Origin of the sequence: Sphingobacterium thalpophilum, assembly GCF_038396785.1 — a bacterium.
GTDB lineage: Bacteria > Bacteroidota > Bacteroidia > Sphingobacteriales > Sphingobacteriaceae > Sphingobacterium > Sphingobacterium thalpophilum_A.
The window spans coordinates 2,579,796-2,597,305 of the sequence record NZ_CP151087.1; the positions used below are offsets into that span (position 1 = coordinate 2,579,796).

The 17,510-nt window shown below is 39.6% G+C and carries 8 protein-coding genes; all 8 read left to right on the forward strand.

Annotated features, from left to right (window positions below; genetic code table 11):
- Positions 1-38 precede the first annotated feature (38 nt).
- The 8 genes from AACH28_RS11475 to AACH28_RS11510 all read left to right on the forward strand — a co-directional run bounded on the left by AACH28_RS11475 (position 39) and on the right by AACH28_RS11510 (position 17,471).
- Complete coding sequence (locus tag AACH28_RS11475; protein WP_341833000.1) at positions 39-2,498, forward strand: ABC transporter permease; 2,460 nt, start codon at positions 39-41, stop codon at positions 2,496-2,498.
- Positions 2,499-2,531: 33 nt separating this feature from the next.
- Positions 2,532-4,895 (forward strand): FtsX-like permease family protein, encoded by a 2,364-nt coding sequence (locus AACH28_RS11480; RefSeq protein ID WP_341833001.1) that lies wholly within the window; start codon positions 2,532-2,534, stop codon positions 4,893-4,895.
- Positions 4,896-5,110: 215 nt separating this feature from the next.
- On the forward strand, positions 5,111-7,501 hold the full coding sequence (locus AACH28_RS11485; RefSeq protein ID WP_312744859.1) for an FtsX-like permease family protein: 2,391 nt from the start codon (positions 5,111-5,113) through the stop codon (positions 7,499-7,501).
- A 100-nt stretch (positions 7,502-7,601) separates the two neighbouring features.
- Positions 7,602-9,995 (forward strand): ABC transporter permease, encoded by a 2,394-nt coding sequence (locus AACH28_RS11490; protein ID WP_341833002.1) that lies wholly within the window; start codon positions 7,602-7,604, stop codon positions 9,993-9,995.
- 51 nt (positions 9,996-10,046) lie between these two features.
- Positions 10,047-12,437 carry an FtsX-like permease family protein gene (locus AACH28_RS11495; RefSeq protein ID WP_341833003.1) on the forward strand — a complete coding sequence of 797 codons (2,391 nt, stop codon included), beginning with the start codon at positions 10,047-10,049 and terminating at the stop codon, positions 12,435-12,437.
- Positions 12,438-12,470: 33 nt separating this feature from the next.
- Complete coding sequence (locus tag AACH28_RS11500; RefSeq protein ID WP_313419254.1) at positions 12,471-13,742, forward strand: ABC transporter permease; 1,272 nt, start codon at positions 12,471-12,473, stop codon at positions 13,740-13,742.
- A gap of 83 nt (positions 13,743-13,825) precedes the next feature.
- Entirely contained in the window at positions 13,826-14,875 is a 1,050-nt protein-coding gene (locus AACH28_RS11505) for an FtsX-like permease family protein (RefSeq protein ID WP_341833004.1), read from the forward strand.
- Positions 14,876-15,065: 190 nt separating this feature from the next.
- The gene (locus AACH28_RS11510; protein ID WP_341833005.1) at positions 15,066-17,471 is read left to right on the forward strand and encodes an ABC transporter permease; all 2,406 of its coding nucleotides are present in this window, start codon (positions 15,066-15,068) and stop codon (positions 17,469-17,471) included.
- Positions 17,472-17,510 lie beyond the last annotated feature (39 nt).

Consider the following 17,510-nt stretch of genomic DNA (forward strand, 5'->3'; position numbering starts at 1 on the left):
ATTCATAACATGTATTAAGAACTTAAACCCCCATAACAATGATAAAGAACTTCATCAAAACCGCATGGCGAAGTATTTTTTCTAATAAATTCTACAGTGCCATTAATATTTTAGGATTAACAGCAGGAATGGTTGTGGGGATATTCCTATTGCTATGGATACAAGATGAGCTGTCCTTTGACCGATTCCATAAACATCAGCGCTCCATTTACAAAATTGGAATAGAAGGGGGAACGGGGATATCAAAACGAATCTTTGGATCCATCATTGCTCCCGTAGGAAATTTTGCAAAAAAGGAAATTCCCGAAGTCCAAGATGCAGTACGTATTTTCAAAATTGGAGATGCTGCACTTAAATATAAAGAGAAGAGATTTAATGAAAAGAATTTTGCATTTGTAGACCCCAGTTATTTTACGGTTTTCGATTTTCCGCTACTACAGGGAAATTCAAAACAACCCTTCCCTGACAACAATTCCATTGTAATCACCCAGCGCACGGCACGTCGGTATTTCGGTGATGAAAATCCAATTGGAAAAACCGTAACATTGGGTATCGAGGACCTTTGTGTTGTATCAGGTGTCATTGCTGATTATCCTGAAAACTCTACTTTTCAATTTCAGGTTCTGCTCCCCATTTCGAGATTTAATGAGCAAGCCTACATCAAAAATAAAACGACCTATGATAATAAGACCTTTCTATCTTCCATGGATGAAGATTGGTCCAATTTTTCATTCGAAACCTATCTGCTGCTGAGGCCTGATGCAAATCTTGCTACAGTTTCAAAAAAGCTTCAGGCGATACACGAAAGGAACAAACCTGAGGATGCCCCTGTCCCCTACGTTACACAAGCACTCGCAAAGGTGCATCTCTACCAAATGGATGGTAGTGATGGCGGAATTGACAATGTTCGAGTTTTTATAGGTGTAGCGATTATGATTCTTGTAATAGCAAGTATTAACTATATCAATCTTTCTACTGCACGGTCGTTGTCGCGCGCCAAAGAAGTGGGGATACGTAAAGTTATCGGCGCAGGTAGAAAGGAACTTTTTTTCCAATTTATATTGGAAACAACCATACTATTTGTCATTGCGTCAACATTGGCACTTGCCTTCGTATTTATTGGTCTCCCCCTATTTAATAATTTCTCGGGGAAGCAGATTTCCCTACAGCTCTTTAATCCTACACTATGGATAAGCGTGCTGATTATGCTTGTGGGAACACTGGCACTTACAAGTATATATCCTGCCCTACTTTTATCCAAATTTGATCCGATTAAAGTACTTAAAGGCCGATTTACCATAAAAAATTCCAGTGCACGAAAAATACTGGTTGTCCTGCAGTTCACTGTTTCTATAATTCTTATCACCTTAACAATTGTTATCGGTCGTCAATTGGATTTTATAAAACATCAAAATTTAGGCTACGAAAAGGATCATATTATTTCCGTTACTATGGCGCCAAAAATGTCCAAACATTTTGATGCTGTCAAAACCGAACTTCTAAAAAATAAGGATATTGATGATGTTATCCGTCTTGGCCGCGACATGGTTTATGGTGGTGCTTCAACTGGGGACAACGATTGGGAAGGAAAGCCAAGCAAATCCAATCTTTGGTTCAATATGACATATTCCGATCAATCGGCGCTCGACTTTTTTAAGATAAAACTTACGCAAGGTCGTAATTTCACAGGCTCCATAGCAGATTCAACCCATTTCATTATCAATGAATCGGCAGCGCGGGAAATGGGTTTAAAAGATCCGATTGGCGTACGTTTACGCATTCGAACAGTTCCGGGAACTATTATTGGGGTTGTAAAGGATTTTAATTATGCGAGCGCCAGACAAAAGATTGAGCCTATGGTCTTTCAGTATAGCCCAAAAGATTGCTGGCAGCTATACCTTAAAACAACAACTTCTGGTACAAAATCCGCATTAAACTCCTTGCAACAGATCTGGAAAAGTTATTATGATGATATGCCGATGAATTACAGCTTCCTGGACGAAAGCTATCAAAAGCAATATACGAATGAGCAGAAACAAGGCTCCTTATTCAATTTTTTTGCCCTGATTGCCATCGTCATCTCCTGCCTAGGACTCTTAGGACTATGCACCTATACAGCGCAGGTTAGAACCAAAGAAATTGGTATCAGAAAGGTCCTTGGCGCTACGGTATTTAGCATTATACAATTATTAACTGCACAAGTTAGGACCAAAGAAATTGGTATCAGAAAGGTCCTTGGCGCAACGGTATTTAGCATTATACAATTATTAAACAAGGAATTTCTACTCTTAGTCATTTTGGCCAATGTCATCGCAATACCAATTGCTGTATATTTCAGTATAAATTGGCTCGATGGTTTTGCCTTTAGAACGACGCTCCCATTCACCATATTTCTATATGCGGCAGGGATAACCATTGCTATTGCATTATTTACGGTGAGTTTCCAATCCATTAAAGCGGCATACGCCAATCCTGTGAAAAGTTTGCACGATGAATAGTTTATATTTGAGAACCAAAAACAACAGCATAAAATGATTCGATTATTCCTAAAAACAGCGCTGAGAAATTTGAAGCGCAGTCCCTTAAACACAACAATAAATATTTTGGGATTAGCACTGGGGTTTACTGTTGCCCTGATAAGTACATTATGGGTACTGAAACAATTTTCTTTTGATAAGCATTACAGCAATTATCAACATATTTATCAGGTCATGATGACTGGAACCTTCAATGATGAGAAATCTACTGATCGCTCCACCCCTATTCCCTTGGTCAAAACAATCGCGTCTGATTTCAAAAATGAGATGGCAGATGCCACTTTGGTCACCAATATGGAAAGCAACAATCTTAAAGTAGGTGATAAAAAGCTTAATGCACCGGGATTCTATGCCATGGGAAAATTCGCCGAATTATTTTCCCTCGAATCTTTAGAAGGAAATAGTACCACACCGGGCAATCCATCGACCATCATAATTTCCGAATCCTTAGCAAAACGACTGTTCAATCAGACAAGTGTTATCGGGAAAACGCTCCAATTGAATGGTAAAGAACAATATACTGTTCAGGGCGTGTATAAAGATATTCCTGAAAACAACACTTTTTATGGCTTAGATTATGTATTGCCGTTTGTCGATTATCTTGCTAAAGACCAAGGTATTGAAGAAAGCTGGTCCAGCTGTTATTTCAGCACTTTCGCTAAGATCGAAAATGCTGCCTTTGTTCCCGCTTTGGAAAATAAACTAACAAATATCATCAACAAAAAACTGACGGATATAAAACCTGAAATCCTGTTACATCCGATGTCCAAATGGCATTTATACGATTCATTTAAAAATGGAAAGAACGTCGGCGGGCAGATTCAATATGTATGGATGTTTGTTTGGATAAGCGTATTCATTATTTTATTGGCCAGTATTAATTTTATTAACTTGAGTACGGCGAGAAGCCTGAAAAGAGGAAAAGAAATCGGGGTTTTAAAATCGGTTGGTGTCAACCGCCGGCAGCTTATTGCAGGCTTTCTTGTTGAGTCAATCCTAGCGGTAGCCTGCGCATTTTTGATCGCTGTTCTATTCGCTACATTGCTGTTGCCTTGGGTCAAAACGATTACACACACTTCATTGCATATCCCTTTTGCGGATATTCGTTTTTATGGCTATTCTTTATTAGGAATAGGCGTTATAGGGCTTTTAGCGGGTATGTATCCGGCATTATTTCTATCGGCCTTTAATCCTATTCTTGCACTTAAAGGTAAGATCATCAACCGAAAAGGCGGATCAAGAAGTAGAAAGGCAATGGTCATCGTGCAATTTGCGATTTCTATTTTCCTGATGATATCCACTTATCTAGTGATTCAACAACTGCATTATACCAAGGACCGCCCAATAGGTTATAAAGGTTCAAATTTGATAAACATTACTTCATCCAATTCAACTATCGTCAAAAACTTTGATGTCCTTAGAAAAGAGTTGATCGGTCAGCGTTTAGTTAAAGATGCTTCCCTTTCTTCCAACTTTGTCAACCACCTATCCTTAACGGGTGGTGGCTTTAATTGGCAGGGCAATGATACCAGGGACGGTGCGATCATGGGGATCTTCACCGTGGATGAAAACTTTGCTAATACTGTACAATGGAACTTTATAAAAGGACGCAATTTTTCAAAAGATTTCAAAACAGATTCAACAGCTGTTATTCTGAACGAAGCTGCGGCCAAATTTATGGGAGTTACCGACCTAAACAGCAAACAACTTTCACGAGCCGGTATTGATTACCATATCGTGGGTATTATCCAGAACACGCTGTCCGAATCGCCGTTCAAATCCATTACACCGACGGCTTATTTTCTAAAATTTTTACCAAAGAATAAAATCACGCTTCAACTGGATGAAAATCAAGATGTCAAACAAAACCTAAAAGCAATTGCCACAGCATTCAACCGCATAGATCCTGATCTTATTTTTGATTATACCTTTACGGATCAGGAATATGCCAAAGAGTTTCAACAGATGGAAATGATCAAGAGCTTAACCAGTTTATTTACAGGGTTGGCCATACTCATTTCATGTCTTGGTCTCTACGCGCTGGTTTCCTTTCTTACGGAGCAACGAGAAAAAGAAATTGGCATTCGTAAAGTATTGGGCGCATCAGAACTTGGCTTGTGGCGACTACTTTCCACAGAATACATTTGGCTCACAGGCATTGGCTTTTTACTCGCAGCCCCTTTAGCCTATCTGCTAATGGAATCATGGCTCGAAGATTATGTCTACCGCATATCAATTACATGGACGGTCTTTGCTATCACAGGCTTAACCGCCCTAATCATCACCTTATTAACCGTTAGTTACCAAGCGATTAAAGCAACATTAGCAAATCCTGTAAAAACCTTAAGAAGCGAATAATACCAATTTGTTCGGGGACGGACACTATACTGTCCGTTTCCGAACATTTAAAACCGCTATAAAAACATAACAAAAACCTAAAAATCAATACATTATATTTATGGCAAACGAATTGAACTACTTGGCTTTGCTATTTTTCGAATAACGGAGCCTTCTACTAAAGCGAGCTAAGTGACAAGAATATAGCCTAATTAACAGTATAAATGCTCATAACCATGTTAAAGAACTATTTTAAAATTGCTTGGCGGAATATCAGAAAAAACAAAGGATTTTCTCTTTTAAATATGTTTGGCCTCAGCATCGGAATAACATGTTTCCTATTGTTGGCAGCGTACATCTATCATGAATCCAGTTATGAGCGTTTCCTTCCCAATGCGGACCGCCTGACTTATATTAGCCTCACCTATAAAGCACCCAATAGCACGGAAGAAGTAAATTCTGCCGTAACACCGACAGGCTTAGCTCCTACGTTGCAGGCTGAATTTCCGGATGTAGAACAGGCAACCAGATTATACGGCTATTCCAAAGGCGGCAAAATAGAATCCAAAGAGGCACTAATAACTGAAAAAGGCCTACTGTATGCTGACCAGAATGTTTTTAAAACTTTAGGTTATACCTTTCTCGAAGGTGATTCACGATCAGCCTTAGCAGAACCAAATCAGATTGTCTTAACAAAAAAACTCGCAGCGAAATATTTCCCCAATCAGTCGGCCATCGGTCAGACACTATCCATTGACAAAGTCAACTGGAAAATCACAGGTATCATCGCAGACTTGCCCACAAATACACAGTTGAACTTCTCTGCGCTCCTTTCCAACAAAGGATTAGAACGCTACAAAGAAATGGCTTGGTCATCTGCAAATGATATAACCATAGCGCTCCTAAAAAACAAAGATCAGGTCGGTTCGATCCAACAGAAATTGGACCAAATGACAAAATCAAAATTCGCCGAAGCAACAAAACAAGGCTATCAATTTCGATTCGTCCTGGAAAAGCTGACCGATATCCATCTTCACTCCAAAGCAGCAGGTACGGGAAACATCACTTATATCTATATTTTATTGGCATTAGGTGCTGCACTTATTATTTTAACCTGCATCAATTTTACAAATTTGGTCTTAGCACATGCGCTTGAACGCAAGAAAGAAATCGGTGTCAAGAAAGTTTTGGGTGCAGCAAAGAAAACGATATTCTTCCAGTTCTTTTTTGAATGTAGCCTGATGGTTTTTCTAGCTGTTGTATTTAGCCTTCTGACTACGGTACTCTTGTTGCCCGTGTTCAGTTCATTTATGGGGGCCGAAATGAAATTAACCATATGGACAGACCCTCGGTTTTATACAATTTTACTTGTTTTCATAGCCTTGCTGACGCTTTTGTCAGGTGGCTGGCCAGCCTATTCAATTGCCAGTTCAAAGCCTATTTCTATTTTCAAGCGAAAATTAACTGAAAAACTACGTGGCCTATCTTTAAGCAAGGTGCTCGTTACTTTTCAATTCAGTATCTCTATATTTTTTATTATCTGTACCTTATTTGCGAGTAGACAGATGGATTTTATCCAGTCTAAGAATACCGGGTTAGATCGCTCTGATATGCTTGTCATCGATGGCCGAGGATGGCAAGATAAAGAAAGGCAGCTATTAAAAGAAAAGTTAATGCAGCTCAACAGTGTCCAGGGGGTTACCGCTTCGTATGACAACCCCGTCAATATCCAAGGTGGCTACAGCATCAGTGAAGTAGAAGGCCAACCCAATGATTTTGATATGAATGTCACTGCAATTCCGATTGAAAAAGATTTCGTATCCGTTTTCCATATTCCATCTGTTGCCGGTGCACCGTTGTCAGACGCGGACATTTTGCGCGCAAAAGACACTATTTCACCAGAATATGGTTTTATAGTGAATACACTTGCTGCATCCGCCATGGGTTTTACTCCTGAACAGGCTATTGGAAAGAAAATCAACTTGAATGGGCGTAAGGGCAGCATCAAACAAGTCGTTGCGAGTTTTAACTTTGCGTCATTACATAACGAAGTCAAACCAATTGTGCTTTTTCCTGAATATGATTATTTCGGTAATATTTTCATTCGACTCAATCCGACGTCGCCGATAAAAGATGCTCTTGCGCAGATAAGAGCTGTCATCAAAGATATTGATTCAAAAAACAGCTTTGAATATCATTTTCTCAATGACGACTATAACAAATTATATCTCAAAGATCAGCAAACAACACGGGTAATGCAGTTATTTTCCATCATTACAATTGCTATCGCTTGTATGGGCCTTTTTGCCCTATCAGCTTATGCTGTACAACAACGCTTTAAAGAGATCGGTATCCGTAAAGTATTAGGTGCTTCAACGATCAAGATTGTCAACATATTGAGTGTTGACTTTATGGCCCTCGTCCTGTGTGCTGTATTGATCAGTGTACCCTTAGGCTGGTATGCCATGCACCGCTGGGTAGAGAATTTTGCTTACCACATCACCCTAGACTGGTGGGTATTTATTGTGGCGGCGATAAGCGCATTATTGGTATCATTTATCACCATTAGTTTTCAAACCATAAAAGCTGCGATTCTAAACCCGGTTGATAGTTTAAGAGATGAGTAATTGTTTTAGTAGCTATTAAAAATAAAGACACCTGATAAATAACAAGCTGGACCTTTAAAATTCAAGTTTTTTCTATTTAGCAATAACCAATACGACAAATATGCTTAAAAATTATATCAAAATAGCATGGCGCAACCTGATGAAAAACAAATCCTTCTCTTTGATTAACATCATCGGATTGGCGATCGGTATGGCCGGAGCATTACTTATAGCACTTTGGTTGCAAAACATGTTAACCATGGACCGCTTTCATGAAAAGGGTGATCGCCTGCATGTATTGAGTAATCGAGACGAATTTCAGGGCGATAAATCAGCTTGGGCCTTCACTCCTAAAATATTAGGTCCCTCCTTGTCCGCCGATTTTCCAGATATAGAAACTTTTACCAGATATAATGAGAGCGGCCAATTTCTAACGACATTCAAGGATAAAAAACTGATCGCAAATACTGTTTTCATCGATCCCGGTTTTTTCAAGATGTTTTCTTTGCCTTTTGTGAAAGGAGAACAGAATATTAAATTTGATAACCCTAAAGGCCTTGTTCTCACAGAAAGCTATGCCAAGGCTTTATTTGGCAGCGAAGATCCTATTGGAAAATCAGTTCGGATAGACTCTGTTAATCAGGTCTCCGTACAGGCGGTACTTAAAGACCTTCCGAGTAATTCAAGTTTCAAATTTGATATTCTCCTACCATTTGAATATGCAAAAATAATTGGTTACGTGGATGATAACTGGAGCAATAATTCATTAACCACCTATGTGCTCCTAAAAAAAGGTGTCTCACTTACCGCGTTTAACAGCAAAATCAGAGCCTATCTGAGAGATCATATCAATGCAAGTAATAAGGCTGCCGGTTACCAATCGGCTAGAAATACGGGTGAGATCTTTGCTTTTCCCTATTCTGATTCGTTTCTTTACAATAGCGGAAAAGGAGGAAATTATACGTCCGGACGTATCGATATCGTCAAGCTATTTGCTTGGATTGGTGTATTTATTTTATTAGTGGCAAGCATCAATTTTATGAATTTGAGTACGGCACGTTCCGAACGCCGTGCGAAAGAAGTCGGTGTCCGCAAAGTAATTGGCGCAAATAAGACAAGCCTAATGGCGCAGTTCCTCGTTGAAAGCATATTGATCAGCCTAATCGGCATGGTACTCGCGACGATACTTGTTTTTATTGTCCTGCCATTCTTTAACGAGCTTGTCGGAAAACAGCTTAGCCTATCGTTATTAAACTTACCAACCTGGCTATTTTTAATTGGCTTTGCTTTATTTACAGGTATATTAGCCGGCACCTATCCCGCCTTTTTCCTTTCTTCCTTTCAACCTATCAAAACGTTGAAGGGGAAATTCGTTTCTAAAACGAGGGGTCTTAGTATTCGCTCCATCTTAGTGGTCATTCAATTCAGTCTCGCGATTATATTGATTATCGCAACGGTCATTGTCGCCAAACAAATCCAGTACACTAAACAGCGCGACCGTGGTTATAATGAAAATGGGTTGCTTTACAGCAGTATCAAAGGTGACTTAGAAAAGAATTATAAAATTTTACGCGACGAATTACTAGCCAGCAACGCAGTTGTTTCTGTATCAAAAAATATGTCGCCAGTAACCGATTTCTATAGCAATGGCTGGGGATTTACGTCTGGGACACCAACGGAACAGGACAAACGCATTTCCTATAACCGTTTTAGTACCGATGCAGATGCCGTAAAAAATCTAGGCCTAACTCTTATACAGGGGCGGGATATCGATATTTACAAGTTTGCGACAGACAGTACTGCTTTGATTTTAAATGAATCCGCGGTAAAAAGTTTGCACCTCAAAAACCCGGTCAATAGCATTGTGGATGGTGATGGAACAAAATGGACCGTAGTTGGGGTGGTCAAAGATTTCATTATGGGATCGCCATTTGGAGACAATAAACCCATGGTGATATTAGGACCGCAAGCCTGGTTTACAACGATCCATTATCGTTTAAATCCAAACAATGACATCGGAGACAACTTAAAAACGATTGAGTCCATCTTTAAAAAGTTCAACGCAGACTATCCTTTTGAATATCAATTCATTGACAAGACCTACGAAGAAAAATTTAAAGAGACAAAAGCTATAGGTACGCTAGCCATGATCTTTGCAGGATTGACGATCTTTATATCCTGTCTTGGTTTATTGGCATTAATCGCCTATATGGCCGAAACGCGCATGAAAGAAATTGCTGTCCGCAAAGTTCTTGGAGCAAGTGTCACCCAAGTAACTTCTTTACTTTCAATCGATTTTATTAAGCTTGTTGTGGTCGCAATTTTTATCGCCACACCTATCGCTTGGTGGGCCATGGATAAATGGTTACAAGATTACAGCTATCGAATTGAGATACAGTGGTATTACTTTGTCATTGCTGGACTATTGGCTATTCTGATCAGTATGGCCACGATAAGCTATCAAGCAATTAAGGCTGCACTGGGTAATCCTGTCGATAGCTTACGTGATGAGTAGCTTAAAGTCAAACAACATTTTTTTCGATAGCTTAAAACCAGATAGAAGACTATGAATTCATTCAAACTTGCTCTTCGCAGCATCATTGTCAACCGACAATATACCTGGATCAATATCTTGGGTCTAAGTATTGGTTTCTCCTTGTGTCTTCTTGTATTCGCTCTTGTCATTGAGGAAAATTCGTACGACAAAAGCTGGAAAAATGCGGATCATCTCTTTCGGATTGTCACTATAGATTCAACGGCTGGCCTTGAACGCCAAATGTCCAGAACATTCGTTAATTTAAGTACGGAACTCAAACAAGTATTTCCGGAGATTCAACATGAGGCTCGGATAGAATCCAGAAAATATTATTTAAAACCGCATGCAAGCTCAGCACAGCCCATAGGCATACAGGTTTTGGAGTCGGAAATAAATATCTTGGATATGTTGACCATCAAGGTTCTCGAAGGCAATCCCAAACAGCTGGTCCAAGGAAAAACAAACTTGCTCATCGGCAAAGAATTCAAAGAAAAGTACTTTAAGAACGAAAATGTCATCGGCAAAGTCATCCAAAGTGCCGACCCCTATACCGATAAGCCATCCGATTATATCATCACGGGTGTTATGGATAATCTTCCTTATAATTCAACGCTCAGAGCTTCCGCCATTGCTTTAGTCCCCAAAATATCGATGGAATTAAGCAAAGATGGCTCAGGCTACTACACCGAACAATTTGTACAACTAAAACCCGGGACACCAAGAATAGATCTCGAGCAGAAACTAAATCATTGGTATAAAGGATACCTCAGTCCTAACACAAAACATGTGACTTCCTTTCGCCTGCAGCCTATTCAGGATATATATATGGAGCCATTAGGCAGTGCAGATATCAGCGGCAACCAAAAAACAACAAACATATTTGTGGGTGTTGCCGTTTTGGTCTTTATTATTTCCTGTATCAATTTTATTAATATTTACGCTGTAAGAACAGTTAAAAAATTAAGAGCACTTCATATACAAAAAGTATTGGGGGCCAGCCGAGCCCAGATGATCAGACGAATGCTGTTAGAAACAATCCTACTGTTTTTTATTTCTGCATTATGTAGTTTGGTACTTTTTAGACTTGGATTGTCCCAACTGGAACACTTTACAGGCTATGATCTCGCTTATATTAAATCCATACAGCTCCCGTTGCTATTGGCCTTTATGACGACATCAATCGCCCTCGGCCTGCTAATTGGTTTTTATCCTGCATGGCTGATCTCTGGTATTAAGAGTTCAGATGCCTTAAAAAATAAGCTATCAAAAATTCCCCATGCGGAAGTCTTTATCAAAAAAATGCTTATCACTACACAGTTTAGCATTGCCATTATCGTCATCATTGGACTTATAACAATCAAGTCCCAACTCAGTTATATGCAAGCAGCTCCCTTGGGAATGGAAGTCAAAAATGTGCTAAACATCGACTATTTCAATAAGGGTACACAAAATACAAATATAAAAGATCGAATTGATCAACTTACTGGGGTTGAATCGGTCAGCGTCGCTGCCTGGACGCCGACAATCGGGTCAGGCTACCTTGCCAAGACAATCGTTGACAAGGACGATCCAGGGAAAAATATCCAAGTCAGTTTCATCGGTGGCGATGTCGATTTGCCCAAGACTTTGGGAATCCAGCTGGTTAAAGGTCGATTATTGACTCCTGAAGATTATACGCATGTTGAAATGGATCTGGGAGAAGATGAAGGTATCAATAATGCCCTTGTGACCGAAAGTACGGCAAAAAAGCTTGGGATAAACAAACTCGGTATCCTGTATAAAGACCTTCAAATTATCCCCGTCGGAATCATTAAAGATTTCCATAGTGAGTCTTTTCGTAGCAAAATAGTACCAACAGTAATTTTGGCAAAAGATTTTAACGGAAGCGGCAATATTCTGATAAAAGTAGGGAAAGGACAAGAACAACAAATCTTTCGATCGGTATCTCAAATTATACAAAACACCTATCCTGATAAACACGTTTCCTTCCATTGGATAGATGAGTTGATTGCAAAACAATATGAAAAAGAGAACAAGCAAGTGCAATTATTTATCCTATTCAGTGCATTGACATTGTTGATCTCCGCCTTAGGAATTACAGGATTGATTATGCAAAATCTCGAACAGCGTACTAAAGAAATTGGCATACGCAAAGTACTAGGCGCTACAGTGCTTGACATATCACGTCTCTTTTCAAAAGATTATCTCATCTTATCCACCTTGGCTATTTTTATTGCCAGTCCAATAGCGGGGTATTTTTCAAAAAAATGGCTTGAAGATTATGCGTACAATGTGGGCGTGCAATGGTGGTTCTTTATCCTTGCCGCGCTTGCCATCTTTTTGATCAGCATCATTACTGTCAATTTCCAAACAATACGTGCCGCACTAAACAATCCAGTAGATAGCTTACGAAACGAGTAAATATTCATTTATAGTAATAGAGGGGGCCTCAATATGATCAAGAATAATTTAAAAATAGCATGGAGAAATTTAACCCGCAATTTCTCTACCTCGTTTATCAACATCGTTGGGTTGGCCATGGGCATTGCAACCTTCCTTCTGATCAGCTTATATGTGACCGATGAATTTAGTTTTGATCGTTACAACGAGCATGCAGACCGTATTGTACGTGTTGTTTTCAGAGGAACGGTTAAGGGCGGAACGATCAATGAGGCACATGTAATGCCACCTGTAGCTTCGACGATGAAGTCAGAGCTGCCCGAAGTTGAAGAAACTGCACGACTAAGAATAGGTGGATCGCCTCTATTTGTCGTCAATAATAAAGTTTTCCACGAAGAAAAAATGGCTTTCGTGGATGCTTCTTTCTTCAAAATTTTCACACTCCCTTTTATTAAAGGGAATTTGTCTACAGCTATTTCTTCCCCTAATTCTGCAGTGATATCCGAATCCACTGCCTTAAAATACTTCGGCACAAACGATGTTGTCGGTCGAGACCTCATCATCAAAGACAATACAAATATTCTCAAAATCACTGGCGTAATTAAAGATGTTCCTCAAAACTCCCATTTTCATTTTGATGTATTTACCTCTTTGGATGCACTGGAAGATTCACGTTCAGATTCATGGATGACCTCCGAATACTATACGTATGCGCTTCTTTCAAAAAATGCATCACGTGAAAAGCTCGAAAAAAACTTAGCCACCCTATTCGACAAACATGTTGCCACACAATTTATGGCCGGTTTTGGCATGAGTTACCAAGAATTCAAAAAAACGGGAAATAAGATCGGTCTTTACCTACAACCGCTCACAGATATCCATCTACATTCGAATTTCAACTATGACCTCAGTGTCCCTGGGGATATACGGTACGTTTACATCTTTAGCGCTATTGCACTTTTTATGCTATTGATAGCCACTATTAATTTTATGAATTTATCTACAGCCAGTGGTTTTAAGCGATGTAAGGAAGTTGGCGTACGAAAAGTACTGGGTGCTGACAAGCAAAACCTGATGCGACAATTTATGCTAGAGGGTGTCCTCCTGACTTATATTTCCTTAGGAATAGCTCTGGGAATTGTTTTACTTGCCCTCCCCCTATTTAATCAGATTTCCGGAAAAGAGATTGATATTCAAAAACTTGAAATATCTAAAATCATCCCCATCTTACTAGGTTTTGGTCTAATTGTCGGTCTATTTTCCAGTAGCTATCCCGCGTTATATCTATCCTCATTTAATCCGCTACGGGTATTAAAAGGGAAATAAGCCGCTCGACTAAAGGCTTTAATTTACGTAGCGGACTTGTTGTATTTCAATTCATCATTTCTGTCGGGCTTATCTTTGGAACCGTGGTCGTTGTTCAGCAGCTGGATTATATGCGTCATATTAAACTTGGATATAACAAGGATAATGTCCTTATTATACCGAGCTGGCCTTTGGGAAAAAACGAAAAGACATATTATAATTTATTGATGCAAGACAGCAGGATCAAGCATGTCTCTCATTCGTCCTATCTTCCTGCTGGAGAAAGCAACAACAACAATTTTTTCATTTATCCAGATGGCAATACTGATCAATGGGTCAAAACAATTCGTTACGATGTTGATGAAGAATATATTCCTGTTATGGGTATGCAACTTAAAGAAGGACGGAATTTCGCAAAAACATTTGGTAATGACAGCCTTTCTGTCATCATCAATGAAACCGCGGCAAAAGATCTTGGTTGGAACGATCATAGCCTTGGCAAAATATTGACCAATAAAGACAACAAAAGCTATCGTGTTATTGGTGTCGTTAAGGATTTCCATTTTCGCTCTTTACATGAGCAGATCTCCCCGCTTGTGATGGTTCTTAGCGATCAAGCCGGGAGTTTGATTCTTAAAACCCAAACAGCCGATATGGAGAAGCTCATTCAAAAATTAGCGTCTCTCTATCGTTCCTTTCCGACAGACATTCCATTCAGCTATTCCTTTCTGGATGAGCGATACGCACAAACCTATCAAGCAGAAGTGAAAACGGGTAAGTTACTGAGTATCTTTGCGGGGCTGACTATTTTTGTGGCTTGCCTCGGTTTATTTGGCTTGGCTATTTTTACCGCCAATCAACGCAAAAAGGAAATAGGGATCCGGAAAGTTGTTGGGGCTACAGTTCCCGACATCACACGCATGCTTTCCACTGAATTCGTCAAACTCGTTCTCATTGCCATTGTCATTTCTTCTCCCCTAGCTTGGTGGATGATGCACAAATGGTTAGAAAATTTTGCATACCGTATTGAGATGCAATGGTGGATGTTTGTACTAGCAGGCGCGCTAGCCGTTTTTATTGCTTTAATTACAGTAAGTTCACAAGCGATACGCGCAGCCCTAACAAAACCTGTCGACAGTCTACGTGATGAATAAAATAGACTCGTCTGTTCAGCTATGGACAAAGCACTGTCCGATATCGAACAGCGAGTAAAAGAATCAGGAATGCAATCCGTTAATGATCAACAGGATAATTACTTGGCCAAACATTTGTATTTTTAATTTTTTAAGTAGAGCACAAGCTATCAGCAGCTCCACGACCAAAATAAATTCATATTTTAAGACAATGAACTTTACAAACTTCAAGATTGCTTGGCGAAATATCGGAAAGAAAAAAGTACAAAATCTGATCAATCTAATTGGATTGACCTGCGGTATTACTTTTCTATTACTTGTAGGTGCTTATGTATGGGATGTACATCAAGTGAATAGCAATATCAAAAATATTGATCGGCAATTTTTGTTGCAAAGCAAGTATAAGAAAGAAGGATTTGGTATTGACTTAACTACATTAGGGGCACTCCCCAAAGCTTTACATGAGGAGTATCCCAACCTGGTCTCCAATTATTATCGGATTGATGGGTTGACCGGTATCGTAGCGAACGGAGCAACAATCCATGAAGAAGGCATGTCTCTTGGAGATCCCAGTCTATTGACGATGTTCGGATTCCAGATTTTAGCAGGCAATGCCAATACCGCTTTGAATAATCCCTTTTCAGTAGTCATCAGTGACAAAGCAGCCATAAAATATTTCGGAAATGAGGATGTACTTGGCAAATCGCTACAAATAAAAAATTTCAAGGGTGAAAAACATGATTTTGAAATTACAGCAATCATTAAATCTGATGTCCAAAACGCCATTATGGATCTCACAAAGAATATGCATGCAGACATATTTTTACCGATCATCAACGAGCAATTCTTTGGCCGATCGATAGACAATTGGGATAACCCTTATATTGCCGGTTATATCGAATTGAAACCAGGTGTAAGTGTGGAGCGCGTAGATGCCGCCATCGAAACGCTGGTAAGAAAGAATACCGATAAAGAGTTTTCCAATCAATACAGCCCTAATTTAAAACCATTGAAAACCTATTATTTGGATGACAACCAAGGGGCCGTCCGCAAAATGATACAGACGTTGGTTTGGACTGCCATTTTCATCTTGATCATGGCCATCATCAATTTCATCAATTTTAGTATCGCTCAGCACATTACGCGATTAAAGGAAATCGGTGTTCGCAAGATGATGGGATCATCTCGCATGCAACTTATTAGACAACTGATGACCGAATATATCCTGATTGTGGCCATAGCAGCATTGATCAGTCTTCCAATTTACATCATCACGAGTCCAATCTTCGAACATGTCTTGATGCGTAAGCTACCCTCGTTGGTGGAATTGCCTATTTACTTTTTTGGTTTACTGATTATAATGACGTTGTTCATTGGTCTACTAGCGGGGCTCTATCCAGCCATTAAACTTTCCAATGTCGCGATACTTCCGGCAGTCAAAAGCCAGTTTTCGACGCTGGGGGGCAAACAACTGGTGCGAAAAATTCTTTTGTTTTTTCAATTTGGGGTAGCCTTGCTCCTGCTTGTCTGCACATTGATTATTTCCAAACAAGTGGACCTATTTCTCTATAGCAATCTAGGTTACAACAAAGACTACTTATTAACCGTTCAGGTACCTAGAGATTGGTCCGAAGATGGTGTTCGCAAAATGGAGACTTTACAACAGGAACTCAGCCAACAGCCAGAAGTAAAATCAGTAAGCTTATCTTATGAAACTCCTGGATTGCTGGGGTCCAATATGCAGCCTGCATTCGGGACGACAGACGACAGAGAAATCCAGGTACAACGGATTTCAAGTGATAGTCACTTTTTGGAAACCTACGAGATACCGCTAATTGCAGGAACTTTTCTTCCTAAACATTATGCAACGAATGCGGATAATAGACCAGTTGTCATCAACAAGAAGGCTATGGATGATTTTGGCTTTAAAAATGCCGAGCAAGCAATTGGTCAGCAAATAGCAATAAATGATCCTAATTACAAAATCACTATTGTGGGCGTTGCTGAAGATTTTGTAGCCAACTCACTGCATCAGGCATCTCCGCCTATTATCTGGATGGATGTACATGAGAGTCTTCAATATCGATACCTTAGCATTCGATTGAAGCAGGGACCTCTTTCCAATGCAGTACAACAGCTCGAAAAAAAATGGAAAACGTTGCTACCTGATGCACCATTCGAATATAAATTTATGGATGAACGCATCAAAAATCTATATGAAAATGAGCTGCAGCTGCATCGCGCTTCCCAGATTGCTACGTTTGTTTCGCTGCTGATTGTTGTATTGGGACTTACCGGATTAATATCGCTTTCCATCCATCTGCGCAATAAAGAAGTCGGCATTCGTAAAGTACTAGGGGCTTCACTAGCACATTTGATGTTGCTCTTTTCAAAAGAGTACTACGGAATCTTCCTATTTGCTGCGTTTACGACAGTTCCACTGAGTTATCTATTGATGCAATACTGGCTACAAAATTACATCATCCGCGTAGAAATCAATGCATTTACTTACTTGTTACCATTGGGTACATTGATTGGATTGCTGAGTTTATTGGTTGGCATTATTGTATTTCGATCAACTCGGTTTAATCCCGTTGAAAAATTAAGAGATGAATAGAAAAATGAGCGTTGTACCCATCCAGTTGGTGTTCGTTGC

What these genes read in the sequence shown, in the direction of transcription:
- AACH28_RS11500 (WP_313419254.1), top strand. Translation starts at nt 12,471, where the DNA reads ATGATCAAGAATAATTTAAAAATAGCATGGAGAAATTTAACCCGCAAT.
- AACH28_RS11490 (WP_341833002.1), top strand. Translation starts at nt 7,602, where the DNA reads ATGCTTAAAAATTATATCAAAATAGCATGGCGCAACCTGATGAAAAAC.
- AACH28_RS11495 (WP_341833003.1), top strand. Translation starts at nt 10,047, where the DNA reads ATGAATTCATTCAAACTTGCTCTTCGCAGCATCATTGTCAACCGACAA.
- AACH28_RS11485 (WP_312744859.1), top strand. Translation starts at nt 5,111, where the DNA reads ATGTTAAAGAACTATTTTAAAATTGCTTGGCGGAATATCAGAAAAAAC.
- AACH28_RS11475 (WP_341833000.1), top strand. Translation starts at nt 39, where the DNA reads ATGATAAAGAACTTCATCAAAACCGCATGGCGAAGTATTTTTTCTAAT.
- AACH28_RS11480 (WP_341833001.1), top strand. Translation starts at nt 2,532, where the DNA reads ATGATTCGATTATTCCTAAAAACAGCGCTGAGAAATTTGAAGCGCAGT.
- AACH28_RS11510 (WP_341833005.1), top strand. Translation starts at nt 15,066, where the DNA reads ATGAACTTTACAAACTTCAAGATTGCTTGGCGAAATATCGGAAAGAAA.